General features: G+C 56.5%; 16 protein-coding genes. 8 read left to right on the top strand and 8 right to left on the bottom strand.

The genetic code is table 11. The features are described 5' to 3' along the window. The first annotated feature begins 1 nt into the window (after position 1). Positions 2–73 carry a DUF1614 domain-containing protein gene (locus ACWISF_RS02975; protein WP_448380108.1) on the top strand — a complete coding sequence of 24 codons (72 nt, stop codon included), beginning with the start codon at positions 2–4 and terminating at the stop codon, positions 71–73. 77 nt (positions 74–150) lie between these two features. Then, positions 151–2,403, top strand: coding sequence for a ComEC/Rec2 family competence protein (locus ACWISF_RS02970; protein ID WP_448380105.1), 2,253 nt, complete (start codon positions 151–153; stop codon positions 2,401–2,403). Here the strand turns inward: ACWISF_RS02970 and ACWISF_RS02965 are convergent. Further along, on the bottom strand, positions 2,392–3,822 hold the full coding sequence (locus tag ACWISF_RS02965; protein ID WP_448380104.1) for a TM0106 family RecB-like putative nuclease: 1,431 nt from the start codon (positions 3,820–3,822) through the stop codon (positions 2,392–2,394). The two genes, ACWISF_RS02970 and ACWISF_RS02965, sit on opposite strands and share 12 nt — an antisense overlap. Positions 3,823–4,053: 231 nt before the next feature. Between ACWISF_RS02965 and ACWISF_RS02960 the strand changes: the two genes are divergently transcribed. Next, positions 4,054–4,785, top strand: a complete 732-nt coding sequence (locus ACWISF_RS02960) for a Crp/Fnr family transcriptional regulator (RefSeq protein ID WP_448380103.1) — start codon at positions 4,054–4,056, stop codon at positions 4,783–4,785. A 592-nt stretch (positions 4,786–5,377) separates the two neighbouring features. Here ACWISF_RS02960 and hemW read toward each other — a convergent pair. Beyond that, positions 5,378–6,610, bottom strand: coding sequence for a radical SAM family heme chaperone HemW (gene hemW / locus ACWISF_RS02955; protein WP_448380102.1), 1,233 nt, complete (start codon positions 6,608–6,610; stop codon positions 5,378–5,380). Between the two features lie 46 nt (positions 6,611–6,656). Further along, positions 6,657–8,570, bottom strand: coding sequence for a molecular chaperone HtpG (gene htpG / locus ACWISF_RS02950; RefSeq protein WP_448380101.1), 1,914 nt, complete (start codon positions 8,568–8,570; stop codon positions 6,657–6,659). Between the two features lie 86 nt (positions 8,571–8,656). On the opposite strand from htpG, the gene ACWISF_RS02945 reads away from it, so the two are divergent. The 3 genes from ACWISF_RS02945 (at position 8,657) to ACWISF_RS02935 (ending at position 11,926) form a co-directional block, all read left to right on the top strand. Further along, the gene (locus ACWISF_RS02945) at positions 8,657–8,932 is read left to right on the top strand and encodes an acylphosphatase (protein ID WP_448380107.1); all 276 of its coding nucleotides are present in this window, start codon (positions 8,657–8,659) and stop codon (positions 8,930–8,932) included. An 81-nt stretch (positions 8,933–9,013) separates the two neighbouring features. Then, positions 9,014–10,276 carry a methionine adenosyltransferase gene (metK, locus tag ACWISF_RS02940; protein WP_448380106.1) on the top strand — a complete coding sequence of 421 codons (1,263 nt, stop codon included), beginning with the start codon at positions 9,014–9,016 and terminating at the stop codon, positions 10,274–10,276. Between the two features lie 138 nt (positions 10,277–10,414). Beyond that, a complete protein-coding gene (locus ACWISF_RS02935) occupies positions 10,415–11,926 on the top strand; it encodes a methyltransferase regulatory domain-containing protein (RefSeq protein WP_448380100.1) in 1,512 nt (503 codons plus the stop codon). Positions 11,927–11,934: 8 nt separating this feature from the next. Here ACWISF_RS02935 and ACWISF_RS02930 read toward each other — a convergent pair whose 3' ends face one another. Both ACWISF_RS02930 and ACWISF_RS02925 read right to left on the bottom strand, forming a co-directional pair. Beyond that, positions 11,935–13,410 (bottom strand): phosphoglucosamine mutase, encoded by a 1,476-nt coding sequence (locus tag ACWISF_RS02930; protein ID WP_448380099.1) that lies wholly within the window; start codon positions 13,408–13,410, stop codon positions 11,935–11,937. Next, entirely contained in the window at positions 13,407–13,745 is a 339-nt protein-coding gene (locus ACWISF_RS02925; protein WP_448380098.1) for a P-II family nitrogen regulator, read from the bottom strand. The genes ACWISF_RS02930 and ACWISF_RS02925 overlap by 4 nt, the downstream gene beginning before the upstream one ends. Positions 13,746–13,819: 74 nt before the next feature. Here ACWISF_RS02925 and rsmH point away from each other — a divergent pair, with 74 nt between their 5' ends. Beyond that, positions 13,820–14,665 carry a 16S rRNA (cytosine(1402)-N(4))-methyltransferase RsmH gene (gene rsmH / locus ACWISF_RS02920; protein WP_448380097.1) on the top strand — a complete coding sequence of 282 codons (846 nt, stop codon included), beginning with the start codon at positions 13,820–13,822 and terminating at the stop codon, positions 14,663–14,665. Positions 14,666–14,713: 48 nt separating this feature from the next. Beyond that, the gene (locus ACWISF_RS02915; RefSeq protein ID WP_448380096.1) at positions 14,714–15,859 is read left to right on the top strand and encodes a citrate synthase; all 1,146 of its coding nucleotides are present in this window, start codon (positions 14,714–14,716) and stop codon (positions 15,857–15,859) included. Between the two features lie 7 nt (positions 15,860–15,866). Here ACWISF_RS02915 and asnS read toward each other — a convergent pair whose 3' ends face one another. The 3 genes from asnS to ACWISF_RS02900 form a co-directional block, all read right to left on the bottom strand. After that, entirely contained in the window at positions 15,867–17,264 is a 1,398-nt protein-coding gene (asnS, locus tag ACWISF_RS02910; RefSeq protein WP_448380095.1) for an asparagine--tRNA ligase, read from the bottom strand. A gap of 3 nt (positions 17,265–17,267) precedes the next feature. Then, on the bottom strand, positions 17,268–18,203 hold the full coding sequence (locus ACWISF_RS02905) for a S1C family serine protease (RefSeq protein ID WP_448380094.1): 936 nt from the start codon (positions 18,201–18,203) through the stop codon (positions 17,268–17,270). Positions 18,204–18,273: 70 nt separating this feature from the next. Continuing rightward, the gene (locus tag ACWISF_RS02900) at positions 18,274–18,732 is read right to left on the bottom strand and encodes a L,D-transpeptidase (RefSeq protein ID WP_448380093.1); all 459 of its coding nucleotides are present in this window, start codon (positions 18,730–18,732) and stop codon (positions 18,274–18,276) included. Positions 18,733–18,751 lie beyond the last annotated feature (19 nt).

The following is an 18,751-nucleotide window of genomic DNA, read 5'->3' as shown; positions in this document are numbered from 1 at the left end:
TTTGAGTATTGGGGGGGCGGGGGTGTTTGATGGGATTGCCCTGTGCGGCTTGTTTGCTCTGCTCCTGACCTGATGTGATCGGGGCTACTAAGGGGTTTGGGGACAGGCAGGGGGTCTGGGTACAATCAGGGCAAAGGTTGGGGGTGGGTTATGGGGAAGCCATTCTCGCCGGAAGTGGTGGTGGTGTGGGCCGCTACCTGGGTGTTGGGTTTGTTGGTGGTGGCGCAGGTGCCCTGGGGTGGGTATGGGCTGGCGGGGGTTGCGGGCCTGTTGGCGGTGGCGGCTTGGCGGTTACCGGTGTTGCGCCGTTGGGGTTTGCTGTGGTGGGTGTGGCTTGGGGCAGGGGTGGTTGCCCTGCTGGCGGGTTGGTATTTCCAATGGCGGACGCCGCAACCAGGGCCTTTGGATATTAGCCGCAAAGCTCCGGCATTTGATGTGGTGGTGACGGGGAAGGCGTTGGATTTGCCGCGCCTTAATGCCAGCGGGAAGCGGCGGTTTTTCCTGGAGGTGCAGCAGTTGGAGGTGGGGGAGGCGCCTTATGTGCGCACGGAGCGGGTGACGGGCAATTTGTATGTGACGGTGGCGCCGGATCAGGCGGAAGGGGTTACGCCGGGGCGCAAGGTGAGTGTGAAAGGGGATGTGTATCTGCCGGTGACGGCGGCGTTTCAAGGGGGGTTTGATTTTAAGAACTATCTGGCGCAACGCAATACGTTTGCGGGGATGCGGGGGGAGGAGGTTTATTTTGCAGACCCAACGGGGCCGGGCGGTTGGGGGTTTTGGCGGCTGCGGCAGCGGATTGTGGATGTCCATACGCAGGCGTTGGGGGCTTTGCGGGGGCCGTTGGTGAGTGCCATGGTGGTGGGGGCGCGGGTGGTGGATTTGGATGGGAATTTGCGCACGGCGTTTACGCGGGCGGGGTTGGCGCATACGATTGCCGCTTCCGGGTTCCATGTGTCGCTGCTGTTGGGAACGGTGCTGGCGCTGACCAATCGCCTGGGGGTGCGGACGCAAATGCTGGCGGGTCTGGGGGCGTTGGGGCTGTTTGTGATGCTGGCGGGGTTTGAGGCGGGGGTGGCGCGGGCCTCGTTGATGGGGGCGGTGGGGCTCTGGGGGTTGGTGCAAACGGGCCAAGGGGATGTGACGGGGAAACGGCAGCCATTGCATTTGCTGCTGCTGGTGGCGGCGGCCCTGCTGGTGTACAACCCGACCTGGATTGGTAATTTGGGATTTCAATTTAGTTTCTTGGCGACTTTGGGGTTGATGGTGTTGGCGACGCCGATTGCCCAGAGTTTGACCCTGTTGCCCCCGGCTGTGGCGGAATTGATTGCGGTGCCGACGGCGGCCTATCTGTGGACGTTGCCGCTGCAGCTTTATCAATTTGGGCTGATCAACACCTATTCAATTCTGTTGAACGCGGTGGCAGCGCCGCTGATTATGGTGTTGACCTTGGGGGGAATGGTGACGGCAGTGGTGGGGCTGGTGCTGTTCCCGGCGGGGGTGTGGGCGGCCCGGCTGCTGTCTTATCCGATGGATTTTTTGCTGGCTGCTGTGACCTGGACGAACCAGTTACCCTACAATTCCCTGGCGGTGGGGAAAATTACGGCGGGGCAGATGGTGCTGCTTTACGTGCTGTTGGGGCTGGTGTGTTCGGGCTGGAGCTGGTGGCGACGGCGCTGGGTGGGGGTGGCGCTGTTTGGGGTGGCGCTGATTGCCGTGCCCTTGGTGTACCGGCGTTGGACTCAGTTGGAATTTACCGTTTTGGATACGGGGCGCATTCCGGTAATGGTCATCGAGCATCGGGGTAAGGTGGCGGTGATCAATGCCGGGGATGAAAAAACGGTGAAATTTACGCTGCAGCCCTTTTTGCAACTGCAAGGGGTGAATCACATTGACCTGGGGGTGGCCATGCCGGGGGTACCCAACCAAGGCTGGGCCAACCTGAGCGCGGCCATGCCGGTACGGCAACTGTATGGAGAGCTGCCCGCCCCCCAACCACCCAACCTCACACCCCAACCGTTTGCCGCCCTGTCCCAGGCCACTTTAGGCTCCGTGTCGTTTACCGTGACGCCGACTGAACCCCCGTTACTCCAGATCACCGCTGGCAACGAACATCTGGTCTGGTTGCCCGAAAGCAATTTTGCCCAACAGGATGCGCTGGTCAAGCAGGGGGTGCTGCCGACCCCGCCCAATGTCCTGTGGTGGAGCGGCGGCACGCTGGGCAATCGCTTCCTGCAAACCCTGCAACCCTATGGGGCGATTGCCTCCAACTTCCGGGTGAAAAAGGGCGACCTGGGGCGGCTGGAACGGCTGAAGATTTCCACCTTTGTCACCGGGCAGGCGGGGGCCGTGCAGTGGCGACCGGGGCGGGGGTTTGCGGGGTGGCGGCAGGAATCAGCCGGTTGAGGGGAGCACGGCGGGGGCTGCCTGCTGTTGCCGCATAAAGTCCACCAGCCAGCGGTACAGGTGGTAGGTGGCGTAACAATCGTCCCGGTTGTACTGCTGCAATGCCTGCAGGTAGCTGCGGTCGTGGGTTTGCAGCCACTGGTTGTACCACTGGGTACACTGCGCCCCATCGGCCCCAGGGTGCTGCCAGCCAAACCCCAACCAACGGCCAATCGCCTTCAGGGTGTAATTTTCCACCGGCAGCACCACCGAACGCACCAAGCGGGCGTGCAAATCCACGCAGCGGTGGCGAATGGCCTGGATGCGGGCAGGCGAGGTGCCGTATTTGTGCCCCAACCGTTGAATCGTCTGGGGTTCAAAGGGGCAAAAGTGATAAATCGGTGCCTGGGGATAGCGCTCAAGCAAAGTTAACAATTGCTGCCAGATGTGCCCCTCCTGGTTTATCTGCTCGGCCACCAGGGAATAAAACTGCTGTGCGTGGGGGGTAACCAGCAGCACGCCATGCAGATACACACAGTCCAAATAGGGGTCGGCCTCGATGTCAAAGAAATAACCCACGCTCGCTTGGGGCAAACGGGAAATAGGAGCCACCGCCAGGGCCTTTTGCTGGGCAATCGCCTGGGCCTGTCGCACCAATTTATTGCTGGTGTTTACCCCCAAACTGGTGCGGTGGTAAATCAACTGGGGGTCCGCCTGCGCCAGGTCGTCAATGCGGTTTAATCCCAAGGTCTGCAATTCGGCATAGCGTTTGAGCGTCACCCCTGGCACCAGACTCAGGTGATGCTTTTGTTTGGCTACAGTACTGCAATAGTCCAGCCAAGGACAGAGTTGACAGCGACTGCGGCTGATAAATACTTCCGGGGCTTCTGGTTGTTTGAGGGTATTGAGGCAGGCGGCCAGCATTTGGTGCATGGGTGGCAGCGCCTGTTCCAGATTGACCCGCAAAAACCGCGGGCCAGGCAACGCCAATTCCCCCCAGCGCGGCCAGACGCCCTGAATTTGGGCCAGCAGCCAACTGTGAAATGCCGCCACGGCCTGATATTCCGGTTTGAGGCGCTGCCCCAGGCGAATTTCCAGGGGACGGTAGTGCCAAGCCCCCCACCGCGAGGAACCCGCTTCCCGAATGAGTATGTCCGGGCGTCCCACCAACACGGCAGCAGGGGTAACCACCTGCAGTACGCCCTGGTGAATGGCAGGCACTCCCTGGCGCATCAGGGCCAGCGTGGCGTGAAATCCCTGGTCCCAAGCCGGGGGCTGATACTGGGGTGACGGACCCGGCCAACGGCTACACACCTGCTCGCGATGGCGGGAACGCTCCGGTTGGGGAATAACCCCTTGGCGGTAGTCCAAAAAACTGCGGCGGGCGCAGCGGTGATAGTAGAACAGATGCTCCGTGAGCACGACCGGCTGGGGATTCATGGAACTTCGCCTCCCCCCAAAAAACCGGGCGACTTCGGCGGCACTTTTTGCTTCAATAGTAACAGCATTCTCAGCCTCTCTCCCCCCCCACCATCAGCGTATCGCGATTGTTACCTGTTCTTCCTGCCCTGTTCCTGCCCTGCCTTCCTCTCCCCCCCCTCTCCCCTAGGAACTGTAGCATAAAGTCAGGCGAATTGGTTTACATTGTTTGACAGGAGTGTAGTTGATTCTGTGGAAAAGGCCACCCCCGACATCCTGGCTGCCCTGCGCCATTCCCCCCTATTTGAGGGCTGGGCCGACCAGGCTTTGGAACGCATCAGCCAGCGGTTGTATTTGGCCCGGCATGAACCCGACAAACTCATAATTATGGAGGAGGAGGGGGGCGGTACGGTGTACTTCATTATTGAAGGCTGGGTAAAAATCCGCACCCACAACCGGGAGGGGCGCGAAATTACTTTGAATATCCTTGGACCAGGGGAAATTTTTGGCGAAATGGCTGCCTTGGCCGCTTCAGCCCGCTCCTGCGATGTATTGAGTGTGACGCCCGTGCTGGTGGGCAGTCTTTCGGCGCGGGATTTTATGCATGTGGTGCAGACCGAGCCGCTGATGGGCTTGCGGCTGTCCCAGTTGATGGCCCGGCGGTTGCGGCAGTTAAACCGCCGCTTGAGGGTGCGGGAATCCGACAGCGTTGCCCGTGTGGTGGATGTGCTGCTGTTTCTTGCTGAAGGGCAAGGACGTACCAGCGCCCAGGGGATTGAAATTCCCAATTTACCCCACCGGGAGTTGGGCAGTCTCAGCGGCCTGACGCGCGAGACCGTCACCCGCGTCCTGCGCAAACTGGAGCAGGATGGGGTGATTGAGCGCCTGACCGGAAAAAATGCTCGCCGCGATGAGGAAGGTAGCCATTATCGCGGTTTAATTCGCGTCCCCAACCTGGCCCAACTGGAGGCATTGCTCGGTTAAGAAAAACATCAACAAATCACGTCCAAGTGATTTATTGTCATGAGTTGTCCTTAGGATAAAAAAGTGGCCGGAAATGAGGTTTTAGCGCCATAGAAATAATAAGAAAATTGATGGCTTTGCCGGAGAGAAATCTAGCAATTTATTTTTTGCCCAAACCCCTGACCGACAGTGACTAGAGGATAGCGCAGAAGTGTTGAATCTCAAGATTTTGAGGGTTGGCACTACGATGTGAATCTGGCCTGATGATACAAAGCATTGCCATTTATAGTCATTTCAAACAAGTTTGCAACATTCGCCTTTACCTGCAAACCCTGTCCTGGAAGGGGATACAGCCATGACCAGTGCCTCAAAGTGTTGCATTTTCTTGTGAAACGACTATATAGCAATTTCAAACAAGTTTGCAACATTTGCCTTTAGCTGCAAACCCTGTCCTATAGCTAAGCATACAAAGGTTGACATGATAGGGGTCGCTGGGCGTAGCCCCACGTTGGTTTCCTATAGCGAAGCGTGGCCTAGCCATGAATCTTAAGGCGACAACCTTAACCTACCTAGCTATGATATCAATCACACCTGCCAGAGGTCAGCAAAAAATCTAATTCAGAATGGTTATGTTTTCTAGTTCCAATAGAAGGTGAGTCAACAGGGTATTGGACAGCAAAAATCCCTGGGGTGGAATGAGAAACCATTGCTCCTGTTGGTTGCCCACCCATCCTTCAGCCTGGAAGCGGCGCAATTGACGCACAATTAAATTTGCAACCGAAGTTTTGATAGCCGCAGGAAATTGCTCAAGCAACTGGGTTAGATTAATTCCTTCCCGCAGGCGTAACCCTAACATCAAACTCTCAATCAATTGCTCTTTAACGCTGGGGGGATCATCCGAAATTGCAATCGCGCCCAAAGTAGCCTGTTCTTTCACCCATTGGTAATAGGAGTGAAGGTATTTGGGACGAGTAAAACGCACTTGGTCAATGTAACTTGTTGCCCCTAAACCAAAACCATAGTAGGGTTGATTGCGCCAGTAGGTTAAGTTGTGACGGCATTGGTAACCAGGTTGGGCATAGTTAGAGATTTCGTAGTGGTGGTAACCGTGCTTTTCTAAAAATTCATGGGCAAAACAGTACATCTCAGCAGTCAATTCATCCCCAGGTAACGCTGGAGAATCCTCTGGATAATCCCGATAGAAACGGGTTTTAGGCTCTAGGGTTAAGTCATAAACAGAAATGTGTTTGGGCTGAGCTTCGATGGCTTTTTGTAAACTGAATTTCCAGTGTTCTAAGGTCTGTCCCGGCAAGCCTTGAATTAAATCTAAACTCCAATTTTCCCAACCACAGGCTTGGATTTTATGAATCGCGGTTTCTATATCTTCAACCGTATGGGTACGGCCACTGACCCAGAGCAATTCCGGGATAAAACTCTGCACTCCCAAACTCAGACGATTCACCCCTAATTCTTGGTAGTCTTCTAGGTATTGAATGCCCGGAGTACCGGGGTCTGCTTCCAAGGAAATTTCTATTTCTTCTGCAAAGCCAAATTGCTCCCGCAAATCCTGTAAAATTTGCCCTAACTCTGCTGGGGTTAGCAAAGAAGGCGTACCGCCCCCAAAAAAGACTGAAGTTAAGGGTTGTTGGCCAGGGGGAGTTAACTTAATTTCCCAGCGCAGTATTTCTAAATACTTAGCCCGATGGCGAGAATCGGGTTTGTGATCCACAACGACTGGGAAATCGCAGTAATAACATTTTTGTTGGCAAAAAGGAATGTGGACATAGGCTGCTTGCGGAGCCAGAGAAGTCGCCCGTTTCCGGGAATCATTATGGGCTAAAAACACAGGGGTATCTCCATCCTTCAGAAGTTCATGGAAGAACTCCTGACCCCTAAACCGTTCCCGGTGTTGTCAAGCGAGTGAGCACCAAGCTGGCCCGGTCTAAAAAACTCTTCATACTTTCGGGGTCAAATCCCTTTTGTGCCATGAGCGCCAAGTCGTAAATGTGTTGGCATAGGTTTCTGATCAATTCCTGGCGGGGAGAATCCCCACTACCTGAGAGAATCACACTCCCCTGCGCCAAATTGATTAGGTTCTCTACGAGGGGATGTGCGGTATTAATGACCAGCGTGTGTTCTTCGGGAAATTCTGCTTTTTGCTGCTGTAATAAAGCCGTCATATCCCGCAACCGACGCAGGGCTTCGGGTAATAGAATCATGGCTGGCGGTGCATCTCCACTTAACGACTCGGTGCGAATGGTGATTTTGGGTTTGTCCAGGTATTTCTTGAAGAGTTCCTGCGCCAATTCCGAACGGGTTTTGTTGGTCTTCGGGTCAACAATTTCAGCGGACTTGTTGGCGTCAATCAAACTGGCATCTAAGTCCGCATCCACCCGCATAAATTTCACATCTTTATATTCCCGCTCCAAATGGCTAATAAAGTGGGTGTCAATGAAACTGTCCAGGAATAACACCTCTAAACCTTGATTTTTGTGCAGGGCGATGTAGGTAGTTTGGGCAACCTCATCAGTAGCATAAAAAACCCGATTGGCATGGCGGTTTTTGGCCCGCTCTAAGTAATCCTTGAGCGTGGTGTAGTGGTATGTGTTGTCACCCTCTTGCCACACATCCCCTTCTCCTGGTGCAGATACCGCAGCGGTGGTGCGGTAGATAATAATATCCTGCACCTGCTTTTTGAATTTTTCATCGTGCAGGCAACCGTATTTGACAAACAGGCTCAAGTCTGGCCAAATTTTTGTGTATTGGGCAAAGTCATTTTGGTACAACTCCTGCAAACGATCCCCCACTTTTTTGGCGATAAAATCCCCAATCCGCCGGACAGTGCGGTCCATTTGCAGGGCACTGCGAGAGACATTCAAAGGAATATCAGGACTGTCAATCACCCCCCGCATGGGCAGCAAAAATCGGGGCACGATTTCTTCGCAATGGTCGCTGACATACACCTGGTTGCAAAAGAGTTTGATCTGACTGCGGGTCACATCAATATCCGGCTGCATTTTGGGGAAATATAAAATCCCGTTGAGCAAGAAGGGATAGTCGGTTTGGAGATGCACCCAAAGCAGCGGTTCCTCTTGCAAGGGGTAAAGATAACGGTAAAATTCTCGGTAATCTTCCGCCGTGAGATTGCTGGGTGATTCCCGCCAAATGGCTCGTTGCCGGTTCAGGACTTCCCCATTTAATTTGATCGGCACGGGCATAAAGTCACAGTACTTTTTCACCAATTGGCGGATGCGTTGGGGGTCTAAATACTCTTCTTCTCCCTCCAGCAGCCTTAAAGTGACAGTGGTTCCCCGCGCGGTGCGGTCTGAAGATTCCAGGGTGAATTCGGGAGAACCATGGCAGGTCCAGTGGACAGCTTCGGCATCTTTTTTGTAGGAAAGGGTGTCTATTTCTACGGTTTGGGCCACCATAAAGGCAGAGTAAAAGCCTAGGCCAAAATGACCGATTAACGGCTGGTCTCCCCCTTGGTATTTCTGGATAAATTCCTCGGCGCTGGAAAAGGCCACCTGATTAATATACTTTTTCACCTCATCGGCAGTCATGCCAATACCGTTATCGGTAATGCTTAAGGTGCGTTTTTCTTTATCAATGGTGATAGTAATCTCCGGTTGAAAATCGCCCAGTTCTGTTTCCCCGGCATAACCGACCATTTTTAATTTCTGAATTGCATCGACCCCGTTGGAGACCAGTTCCCGGAAAAAGACTTCGTGATCTGAATAGAGGGACTTTTTGATGATGGGAAAGATATTTTGGGTGTGAATGGTGATGGTTCCTTGTTCCCGCATGGTTGCCCAACCTGTTCTCGCGACCACGAAATTGTCAATTAGCCCAGTATTATTCTACTGTATCTCCTAAGTGGTGGCACTTGGCAGTGGCGAAGGTGGCAGCGGTACAGGTGTGGATTTCTGGACGGGTGCAGGGGGTGGGTTATCGCATGGCGACCCGGCAGCAGGCGTTGGCGCTGGGGGTGGACGGCTGGGTGCAGAATTTGCCGGATGGGCGGGTGTGGGCGGTGTTGGCCGGGGAGGAAAAAGCAGTACAAAAGCTGGTGGATTGGTGTCGCCAAGGCCCGCCCCTGGCGCAGGTGACGGAGGTAGTGGTCGCTCCCTATCCCGACCCGGTGGGTAAGGGTTTTGAGATTCGTTAGCAGGGCAAGGGGAGCGTTCTTGCCGGCAGGGGGCAGATTCTGGTAGCCTAAATGACTAAATCCTTTGCGGGAGTGAAGCCCTTGCCACGTCGCTATCTGTTTACCTCGGAGTCGGTCACTGAAGGTCACCCGGATAAAATTTGTGACCAAATTTCGGACACGATTGTGGATGAATTGCTCACCCAGGACCCCCAAAGCCGGGTCGCGGCAGAGGTGGTGGTTAAGAATAATGACTTGTTTATCCTGGGGGAATTGAAAACCGAGGCGGCAGTCAGCGATGCCTACTATGAGGATTTGGCCAAGCGCAAAATTGCAGAAATTGGCTACACCAACCCGGACTATGGGTTTTGTAGCGACCAATGCCGGGTGCAGGTGTTTTTGGATGTGCAGTCCCCGGAAATTGCTCAAGGTGTCAACCAAGCCCTAGAACATCGCTACGATGGCAGTTTGGACCCCTTGGACCGCACGGGGGCAGGGGATCAGGGCTTGATGTTTGGATTTGCCTGTGATGAAACGCCGGAGTTGATGCCTTTGCCGATTGCCCTGGCCCATCGCTTGGCGCGGCGCTTGGCCCAGGTACGCAAGTTGGGGACGCTGCCCTATCTCCGCCCGGACGGCAAAACCCAGGTGACGGTGATTTACGAGGACTTTGAGCCGGTGGGGATTGATACGATTTTGATTTCTACCCAGCATGACCCCACGATTGACGGCTATACCAGCAACGAGGCGGTGCAGGCCAAGATTAAAAGTGACCTGTGGGAAGTGGTGGTTTTGCCGGTGTTTGCGCAGGAGCGGGTGCGTCCGGATGCCCACACCAAGTTTTTGGTCAATCCGACGGGGCAGTTTGTCACCGGCGGCCCCTGTGGGGATTCGGGGTTGACGGGGCGGAAGATTATTGTGGATACCTACGGGGGCTATGCCCGGCATGGGGGGGGAGCGTTTTCCGGTAAAGACCCGACCAAGGTGGACCGGTCGGCGGCCTACGGCTGTCGGTTTGCGGCCAAAAATATCGTGGCAGCGGGGTTGGCGCGGCGTTGTGAGGTGCAGTTGAGCTATGCCATTGGCAAGGCCCGCCCGGTGAGTATTTTGGTGGAAACCTTTGGCACAAGTCGGGTGCCGGAGGAGGTGCTCTTGGATTTGATCCAAACCTATGTGGAACTGCGGCCAGCAGGCCTGATCCAGCAATTTAATCTCTGTCACCTGCCCCGCTTGCGGGGTGGACGGTTTTACCAGGATGTGGCGACCTATGGTCATTTCGGGCGGCTGGATTTGGATTTGCCCTGGGAACATACGGAACTGAGCGCCCAATTTCGGGAGGCGGCGCTGTCGGCACGGGTGTCCTAGGGGCTGCTTGTGCGGTTGGGGCAGTAGGGCGCTCCTTCACCTCAAAAACGCGCAAAAAACTAAGTGGGGTCATCCCTTGGTGGTTGGGAACCAAAGGTTGCCCTATCCTAAAAAACAGGCTGGTATCCAGGGCAAGGTATGGGGGCGCATTGGCAGGATGGTTATGTGACCGAAATTCCCTATACGCCAGGGTTTTATCACCATCTCAGTCCTGCCAATTTGATCCTCTGTCTGCTGGCAAAACAGGTGAAATTTCCCTCCATTCATCGGCCGTTTACCTACTGTGAATTGGCCTGTGGTCAGGGGTTAACCACCAATTTATTGGCGGCGGCCTATCCGCAAGGGGAATTTTATGCCACCGATTTCAATCCCACCCATATCTACCAAGCGCGGGACCTCGCACAGGCAGCCGGTTTGACCAACGTCACCTTCAGCGATCAAAGTTTTCAAGAGTATTTAGGAGCGGACTTACCTGCGTTTGATTTCATCAGTTTGCACGGCATTTATAGCTGGATTAGTCCTGAAAATCGTCGGGCGATCCAAGCCTTTATCAAAAAACACCTAAAGGTGGGGGGTGTGGTCTATGTCTCCTACAACACCCTGCCCGGTTGGGGGGTCATGGCACCCGTGCAAAAATTAATCCGGTTTTATGGGAGTCGCACCCAAGGGGTGGCGGTAGAACGTCTAAAAAGTGCTTGGGAATTGCTGGAATTGTTAAAAACTAACCAAGCTCTGTATTTTCAACATCCCTGGCTGGTCAGTCGTTTGGAGCAATTAAAAACCCAGGATGTGCATTATTTAGTGCATGAATTTTTTAATGAACATTGGCATCCTTTATACGTGGATGAAGTAATGGCGGACATGGCTAATGCCAAGTTGACCTACGTGGGTTCGGCGCACTTGCTCGATCATGTGGATGCGTTCCATTTGCCCCCGGCAGCCATCGACCATTTGGCTACCCTCAGCGACCCCGTTTTGCGGGAGTTGGTGCGGGATTTTTACCTGAATGCCCAGTTTCGCCGGGATGTGTATGTCCGCGGGCCGGTCGGGATGCCTGGCGAAACCCAAGCTCAGATATTACAAAATATGGCCTTTGTCTTGACGGTTTTGCCCCCTCTGGTGAAGTTAGAACATCAAACGACGGCAGGGCAGGTGCAGTTGCAGGCGAATTTGTACCAGCCGGTGGTGGATGATTTGGCGCAAGGGCCGGTGACGGTGGCGGAATTGGCCGCGCGGTTGGCTCCCCAGGGGATCACGTTGCCGCAGATTGGCCAGGCGTTGATTGTCCTGATGGGGTTGGGGTATGCCCATCTGGTGGTGGGCGAGGGCGGGTTGTTGACGACAGAGCGGTTTAACCGGGTGGTTGTGGAACGGGCGGAACTGGCGGGGGATGTGCAGTTTTTGGCCAGTCCGGTGATTGGCAATGGGGTGAAGGTCTCCCATTTGGAGTTGTTGTTTCTGTTGGCAGAGCAACGGCGGCAACCCCTGGTGGAGTTTGTCTGGCAGATGCTTTCCCGGCGGGGCCTGCAATTGACCCACGAGGGCCGGGTGTTGGCTACCCCGGAGGCGACCTTGGCGTTTTTGCGGGAACAGGCGGTGCAGTTTGAACTGCAAGGCAAACCCCTGCTCCAACGGTTGGGGATTGGATAGGTCGGGGGCTAGGCGCGGTATTCCCCCATTAGGCGCAGAATTGGTTCTGTGTTGGAAGGGCGCAGACTGAACCAGGCGTTGGGGGTGCTGAGTTTGATGCCATCGGTTGTGTTCACGGTGACCTGACCCGGGTCAAACCGTTCCCAGAGGTGGGCCAGTTCGGGGTGGTGGGCTTGGATGGTGTGGGTTCCGGGGCAGTGCAGGGTCAAGGTGTCGCCTGCCCATGCCAGGGTGAGCTGCGCTTCGGGGTGGCCAAGATGGATGTGATGGTTCTGCAGGGTGATCGGTGGTACTTCTTGTTGCCAACGGCGCAAGAGGGTGCGCACGTAGGCCCCTAGGTCGCTTGCCAACGCCACTTTGCATTTCACCCGGCGCCAAGGGGGAATTTCTTGCACCAGGGCAGAAAGAGAACATCCGGTGGTCGCCAGGAGGCTGAGGATCAATCCCATCGCCGCCATGCCGTCTCGCGCCAGATGTACCTGGGGAACGATAATGCCGCCACTGCCTTCCCCTCCCAAAATCGCCTGATGGGCCTGTACCCCCGCCACCACATGCATTTCCCCAACCGCCGTGCGGACGATGTTCACCCCCGGATAGGCCGTTTCCAGGGCGTGGGTCGTGACCGCATTCACCACCAACGTCCCGTTGGGATGGCGGCTCAACCGCTCGCGGGCACACAACACCACCGTATGTTCCTCGTTGACCGCTTCCCCCCGCTCGTCCACCAACACCAACCGGTCCCCGTCCGGGTCGGCGGCAACCCCCAGGTCACAGTGCGCCACCCGCACCAGGTGTTGTAGGGTTGCAAGATGGGCAGGCAGGGGTTCTGGGTCCCGGCTGAAATACCCATGCAGTTCTGTATGACAGGCCACCACCTCGCACCCCAACGCCGCCAAAAATTCCTGCCACAGCACTGCCCCACTATTGCAAGCATCCAACGCCACCCGAAACCGCCGGGCTTGGATCGCCGCTGTGGGTAAAATGCGCAATACCGCCTGCTGATGGGCGGCAAACGCATGGGGAGCCGTCACCACTGCAGGCACCTGATCCAGGGGCCATTCCGGGGCGTGCAATTCCCGGCGACAGGTTTCCAGGGCCTCCCAATCCGCCGCCGCGAGAAAAAAACCCTGGCAATTGAGAAACTTCAACCCATTCCACTGGGGGGGGTTATGGCTGGCGGTGACCATCACCCCGGCGTGGCAGTTGGCCTCGTGGCTGAGGGTAAACTGCACCGTGGGCGTGAGGGTCAACCCCAAATCCACTACCTGACAGCCCACACTGGCCAACCCCGCCCGCACCACATCCGCCACCATTGCCGACGAATTGCGGCCATCCCGCCCCAACACCACCGTCGGGCGGGGGTACGCTTGCTTGACCCACACCCCAAAGGCCTGGGCATAGCTGAGAATCGTCGCCGGATTCAGATTTGCCGCCTGCTGGTCAATCGTCCCCCGCAACCCGGCAATCCCCGTCTGGAGCGTCATACCGCTTCCGCATCCCGTTCGCCCGTGCGGATGCGAATTGCCCCCTCAATCGGCGAAATGAAAATCTTCCCGTCCCCAATTTCCCCCGTGCGGGCCGCCGCAATTACCTTGTCCACCACCAAGTCCACCTGGCTATCTTCCACAATGATTTCCAATTTCAATTTCTGTAAAAATTCCACCGTGTATTCCGAGCCGCGATAGCGTTCGGTTTGCCCCCGTTGGCGGCCGAATCCCCGCACTTCCGAGACCGTCATGCCCACAATCCCCGCATTGACCAGGGCGATTTTGACCTCGTCGAGCTTAAAAGGCCGGATGATTGCTTCGATCTTCTTCATAATACTCCTCAAGGGACGGAAATGAGCCTCACCCCGCTGTTTTATCATTGCTCCTCAGGGAGGACTTGTCACTCATGATACCGGATGGGGGACATATTCCCGTACTGCCCCAGGCGGTGCTGGCCTACCTGCAACCCCGACCGGGAGCGCATTTTCTCGATGCCACGGTGGGCTTGGGGGGACATAGTGAATTATTGTTACAAACGCCGGGGATTCAGTTGACCGCCATTGACCGGGATGGGGAGGCCCTAGCCCTGGCGCAGCGGCGTTTGCAGGGGTATCCGGTGACCTGGTGGCAGGGAAATTTCTGCGAGTATCCGGGGGGGGAATTTGACGGCATTCTCGCGGATTTGGGGGTGAGTTCCCTGCATTTGGATACGCCCGCGCGGGGGTTTAGTTTTCGCCATGCCGGGCCTTTGGATATGCGCATGGACCAGCGGCAATCCCTGACGGCGGCCACCCTGGTCAACCACAGCAGTGAAGCGGAATTGGTGGCCCTACTCAGCCGCTATGGGGAAGTCCCCTTTGCCCGCCGCATTGCCCGGCGGCTGGTGCAAAACCGTCCGTTTCACGACACATTGACTTTGGCAGAAACCATTCGGCAGGCGGTGCCACCCCCGGTGCGCTATGGACGGAAACATCCGGCAACCCAGGTCTTTCAAGCCCTACGGGTGGCGGTCAATGGGGAGTTAGAGAGTTTAGAACGGTTTTTGCAACGGGCACCTGATTGGCTCAAACCGGGGGGGCGCTTGGTGGTCATCAGCTTTCACAGTCTGGAAGACCGGCTGGTGAAGTGGGCATTCCGGCAGGAGGCACGGCTGGAACTGTTGACCCCCAAACCCATTACCCCCACTGCCACCGAACAGGCCCACAATCCCCGTTCCCGCTCTGCCAAATTGCGCGCCGCCCGGCGACGGTAACCGCACGTTTTATAATGGGCAAATCGGAGGTCCTGTTGGGTACACCGTATGACCACGTTCGCCTGTGAATACCGCCCAGGGCTAGAGGGGGTGCCGGTCACCCAGTCCAGCATCAGTTATGTGGACGGTCAACAGGGCATTTTGGAATATCGGGGGATTCCCATTCAAGAATTGGCGGCCAAAAGCAATTTTTTAGAGGTGGCCTACCTGCTCATTTGGGGGGTATTGCCCACAGCGAGTGAATTGCAGGCGTTTGAACACGAAATTACCTACCACCGGCGGATCAAATATCGCATCCGGGACATGATGAAATGTTTTCCCGAAAGCGGCCACCCGATGGATGCGCTCCAGGCCTCAGCAGCAGCGTTGGGGCTGTTTTACTCCCGGCGGGCCTTGGATGACCCCCAGTATATCCGGGCGGCGGTGGTGCGTTTGTTGGCAAAAATCCCCACGATGGTGGCGGCGTTTCAACACATCCGCAAGGGCAACGACCCGGTGCAACCGCGGGACGACCAAAACTATGCCGCCAATTTCCTCTACATGTTGCGGGAACAGGTACCCCATCCTTTGGAAGCGCGGGTGTTGGATGTGTGTTTGACCCTGCATGCCGAACATACGATCAACGCCTCCACCTTTGCGGCGATGGTGACCGCCTCCACCCTGACCGACCCCTATGGCGTGGTGGCTTCGGCAGTGGGAACTCTGGCCGGGCCGTTGCACGGGGGGGCCAATGAGGATGTGATGCAAATGATCGAACAAATCGGCTCGGTGGACCGGGTAGAACCCTACATTGACCGATTGCTGGCCGAAAAAGCCCGCATTCCTGGGTTTGGGCATCGGGTGTACAAGGTCAAAGACCCCCGCGCCATCATCCTGCAAAATCTCGCCAAGGAATTGTTTGCGGAATTTGGCGCCGACACCTACTACGACATTGCCCTGGAAATTGAGCGGGTGGTGGTGGACCGTCTGGGACACAAGGGCATTTATCCCAATGTAGATTTCTACTCCGGTTTGGTCTATCGCAAATTGGGGATTCCCAACGATTTATTTACCCCCGTATTTGCCATGGCGCGGGTGGCCGGTTGGCTGGCGCACTGGAAGGAACAATTGAACCAAAATCGCATCTTCCGCCCCACGCAAATTTACGTCGGTGCCCACAATTTGCCCTACATTGCCATCGAAGATCGGGGCTAGCCAGGGATTAAAAATCAATGCCATCCGGGGTGCGGGGAAAAGGGATCACATCCCGGATGTTGCCCAGACCCGTCATCAGTTGGATCAACCGCTCAAACCCCAACCCAAAACCCGCATGGGGGACGCTCCCATACCGGCGCAAATCCAAATACCACCAGTAAGCCGCCGGGTCCAACCCATGCGCGTGCAGACGTTGCCACAGGACATCATACCGTTCTTCCCGCTGCGAACCCCCAATCAATTCCCCCACCCGCGGCACCAGCACATCCATGGCCGCCACGGTTTTTTCATCCGCATTCAACCGCATGTAAAAGGCTTTGATGTCCGCTGGGTAGTCATAGATAATCACCGGTTTTTGGCACCATTCCTCCGCCAAATAGCGCTCGTGTTCCGACTGCAAATCCAACCCCCAAGCCACCGGATAGGTAAAGGTTTTACCGGATTTTTGCAATTGCGCGATGGCCTCGGTGTAACTCAACCGCACAAAGGGTTCGTGGCATATCCGTTCTGCCGTCTCTATCACCGTGTTATCTATCCGTTCCTGGAAAAATTCCAAGTCCCGGCTGGCTTTCTCCAAAACATAGCGAAATACATACTTCAAAAATTCTTCCGCCAAATCCATATCCCCCGCCAAATCACAAAAGGCCATCTCCGGCTCGACCATCCAAAACTCGGCCAAATGCCGCGACGTATTGGAATTTTCTGCCCGAAACGTAGGGCCAAAGGTATAGACTTTGCTAAGAGCCAGGGCCATAATTTCCGCCTCCAATTGGCCGCTGACCGTAAGATAAGCAGGCCGCCCAAAAAAATCCTGACGAAAATCCACCTCCCCCTGTTCGTTGCGGGGGATGGTCTGGGGCTGGCGCAAATCAAAATGGGTAACCGCAAACAACTCCCCGGCCCCCTCACAATCGCTGGCGGTCAAAATCGGGGTATGCACCCACACAAACCCCCGCTCTTGAAAAAACTGATGAATCGCCATGGCACAGTGATTCCGCAGCCGCATCACCGCCCCAAAGGTGTTGGTCCGGGGGCGCAAATGGGCAATGGTGCGCAAAAACTCGAAGGAATGCCGCTTTTTTTGCAACGGGTAGCTTTCTGGGTCCGCATGGCCGTACACGATGAGGTGTTCTGCCTGCAACTCCACCCGTTGCCCTTTGGCTGGGGAGGCCACCAACAGCCCCCGCACCCCAACTGCTGCCCCGGTGTGCAATTCGACCGCCACAGGATACAGGGGTGAGGTTTTGGGCACCAGCACCTGCAAATTGGCTAGGCAACTGCCGTCGTTGACTTCCAAAAAGCACAAGTCCTTCATTTCCCGCCGGGTGCGCACCCAGCCTTGCACCAGCACCGGCGTATCCGGGGGTGTTCGGTCGAGGAGTTCCTGAATGGGGGTCGCCTGCATGACCTAAAACTGGATCAACACATCCGCTACCCGCCCCTGACGGGCCACCGTTAACACCATCGCCCGGGGCTGCCGTTCCAAAATGGCACGCAGGGTCGCCGGGTTGTCGAGGGGACGACCGTTGACCGCCAACAGACGGTCCCCAGGCCGCAAGCCAATCCACTGGGCCAGGGAATTGGGTTCTACTTCCCGAATGGTCAGGGTTTCCGGGTCCAGCCATACCCCTAGCTGCACCCCCTCCCCCCGCTTGGCAAGAGGTGGATTGGGGTTGTTCCGGTTCTGGGCGATAAATTCCCGCGCCTGGAGTACGCTGGTGGCAAAGCCAATGCCAATGTTGCCGCCCAGCGGGCCGGGGCTGAGAATGGCGCGGTTGACCCCAATCAACTCCCCCCGCGAATTCAGCAGCGGGCCGCCCGAATTGCCAGGGTTGATGGCCGCATCGGTTTGGAGATCGCCGTTGGGGGCAATACGGCTGAGAATGCCGGTAGTGTAGGTACCTGCCAGCCCAAAGGGACTGCCAATCGCAAAGACCCGTTGCCCGACCTGAATCCCCTCCCGATCCGCCAAAGGCAGGGTAGGCAAACGCCCTTTCACATTCTCTAGGCGCACCAGGGCCAAGTCCCGCTGCCGGTCCGTGGCAATCACCCAACCCGTGTAACGTTCCCCCTTTTGGGTGACCACCTGCACCTGGGCAAACCCCCGCACCACGTGTTCCCCGGTTAGTACCAGACCGTCCGGGCTGATGATGCTCCCGGAACCGTTGTGATTCCCCGCACGAATCGTCACGACCGCCGGGCTGGCCTTGCGGTACACCTGGATGCTGACCTGCTCATCGCCCCCAAACCGGGTCTGCGCCCCTGCAGGAACTGCCCACAACACCGGCGCTGCACCGACTAAAGCGGCACTGACAATCGGCAACCATAGCGCTGAGGCACGCATAACGTCGGCAACCGAGGTTGACGTATTTTCTAGTTTAGACGCAGATGCACGCGCCAGGTTGCCCCCAGGGTCAGGGACGCACCCGCACCGGCGTTCCCACTTCCACCAGGTCGAACAATTCGGCAATATCCCTGGGGTACATCCGCACGCAGCCATGACTGACCGCCCGGCCAATGGTTTCCGGGTAGGGCGTGCCGTGAAACCCAATTGCATCCACCCCATCGCTCCAAAACCCGATCCAATGCCGACCCAGCGGGTTGCGGGGGTGTCGCGCCGGAATCTGCTGCCCGCTGGTAAAACTCTGCCAAACCGGGTCTTTCACCTTGACTTCCACCACAAAATCCCCCTGGGGCGTTTCCCAGCCGGGTTTGCCCACCGCGACCGGATAACTGCGAATCACCCGGTTGTCCTGCCAGACCCGCAGCCGCCGCTGGCTCAGACGCAATTCCAACCAGACGTGGGCCTGGACAGGGGCCAGCCCCAGCCACCACAAAAAGAGCGTCCAACCCGTTATGGCGCGCCAGTCCATCTGTCAGAATAGAAACGGT

This window comes from Gloeomargarita sp. (assembly GCF_053491055.1).
The sequence above is the reverse complement of the archived record's forward strand: the minus strand, read 5'-3'. Positions and strand labels throughout refer to the sequence as shown.

Coding starts and splice junctions, on each gene's coding strand:
- ACWISF_RS02930 (WP_448380099.1), bottom strand. CDS start 13,410: ATGACGCTCCAGACGGGGATTGCCGGGTTGCGGGGGACGATTGACCAG.
- ACWISF_RS02915 (WP_448380096.1), top strand. CDS start 14,714: ATGACCACGTTCGCCTGTGAATACCGCCCAGGGCTAGAGGGGGTGCCG.
- ACWISF_RS02900 (WP_448380093.1), bottom strand. CDS start 18,732: ATGGACTGGCGCGCCATAACGGGTTGGACGCTCTTTTTGTGGTGGCTG.
- ACWISF_RS02935 (WP_448380100.1), top strand. CDS start 10,415: ATGGGGGCGCATTGGCAGGATGGTTATGTGACCGAAATTCCCTATACG.
- ACWISF_RS02905 (WP_448380094.1), bottom strand. CDS start 18,203: ATGCGTGCCTCAGCGCTATGGTTGCCGATTGTCAGTGCCGCTTTAGTC.
- ACWISF_RS02965 (WP_448380104.1), bottom strand. CDS start 3,822: ATGAATCCCCAGCCGGTCGTGCTCACGGAGCATCTGTTCTACTATCAC.
- ACWISF_RS02925 (WP_448380098.1), bottom strand. CDS start 13,745: ATGAAGAAGATCGAAGCAATCATCCGGCCTTTTAAGCTCGACGAGGTC.
- ACWISF_RS02970 (WP_448380105.1), top strand. CDS start 151: ATGGGGAAGCCATTCTCGCCGGAAGTGGTGGTGGTGTGGGCCGCTACC.
- rsmH (WP_448380097.1), top strand. CDS start 13,820: ATGATACCGGATGGGGGACATATTCCCGTACTGCCCCAGGCGGTGCTG.
- htpG (WP_448380101.1), bottom strand. CDS start 8,570: ATGCGGGAACAAGGAACCATCACCATTCACACCCAAAATATCTTTCCC.
- asnS (WP_448380095.1), bottom strand. CDS start 17,264: ATGCAGGCGACCCCCATTCAGGAACTCCTCGACCGAACACCCCCGGAT.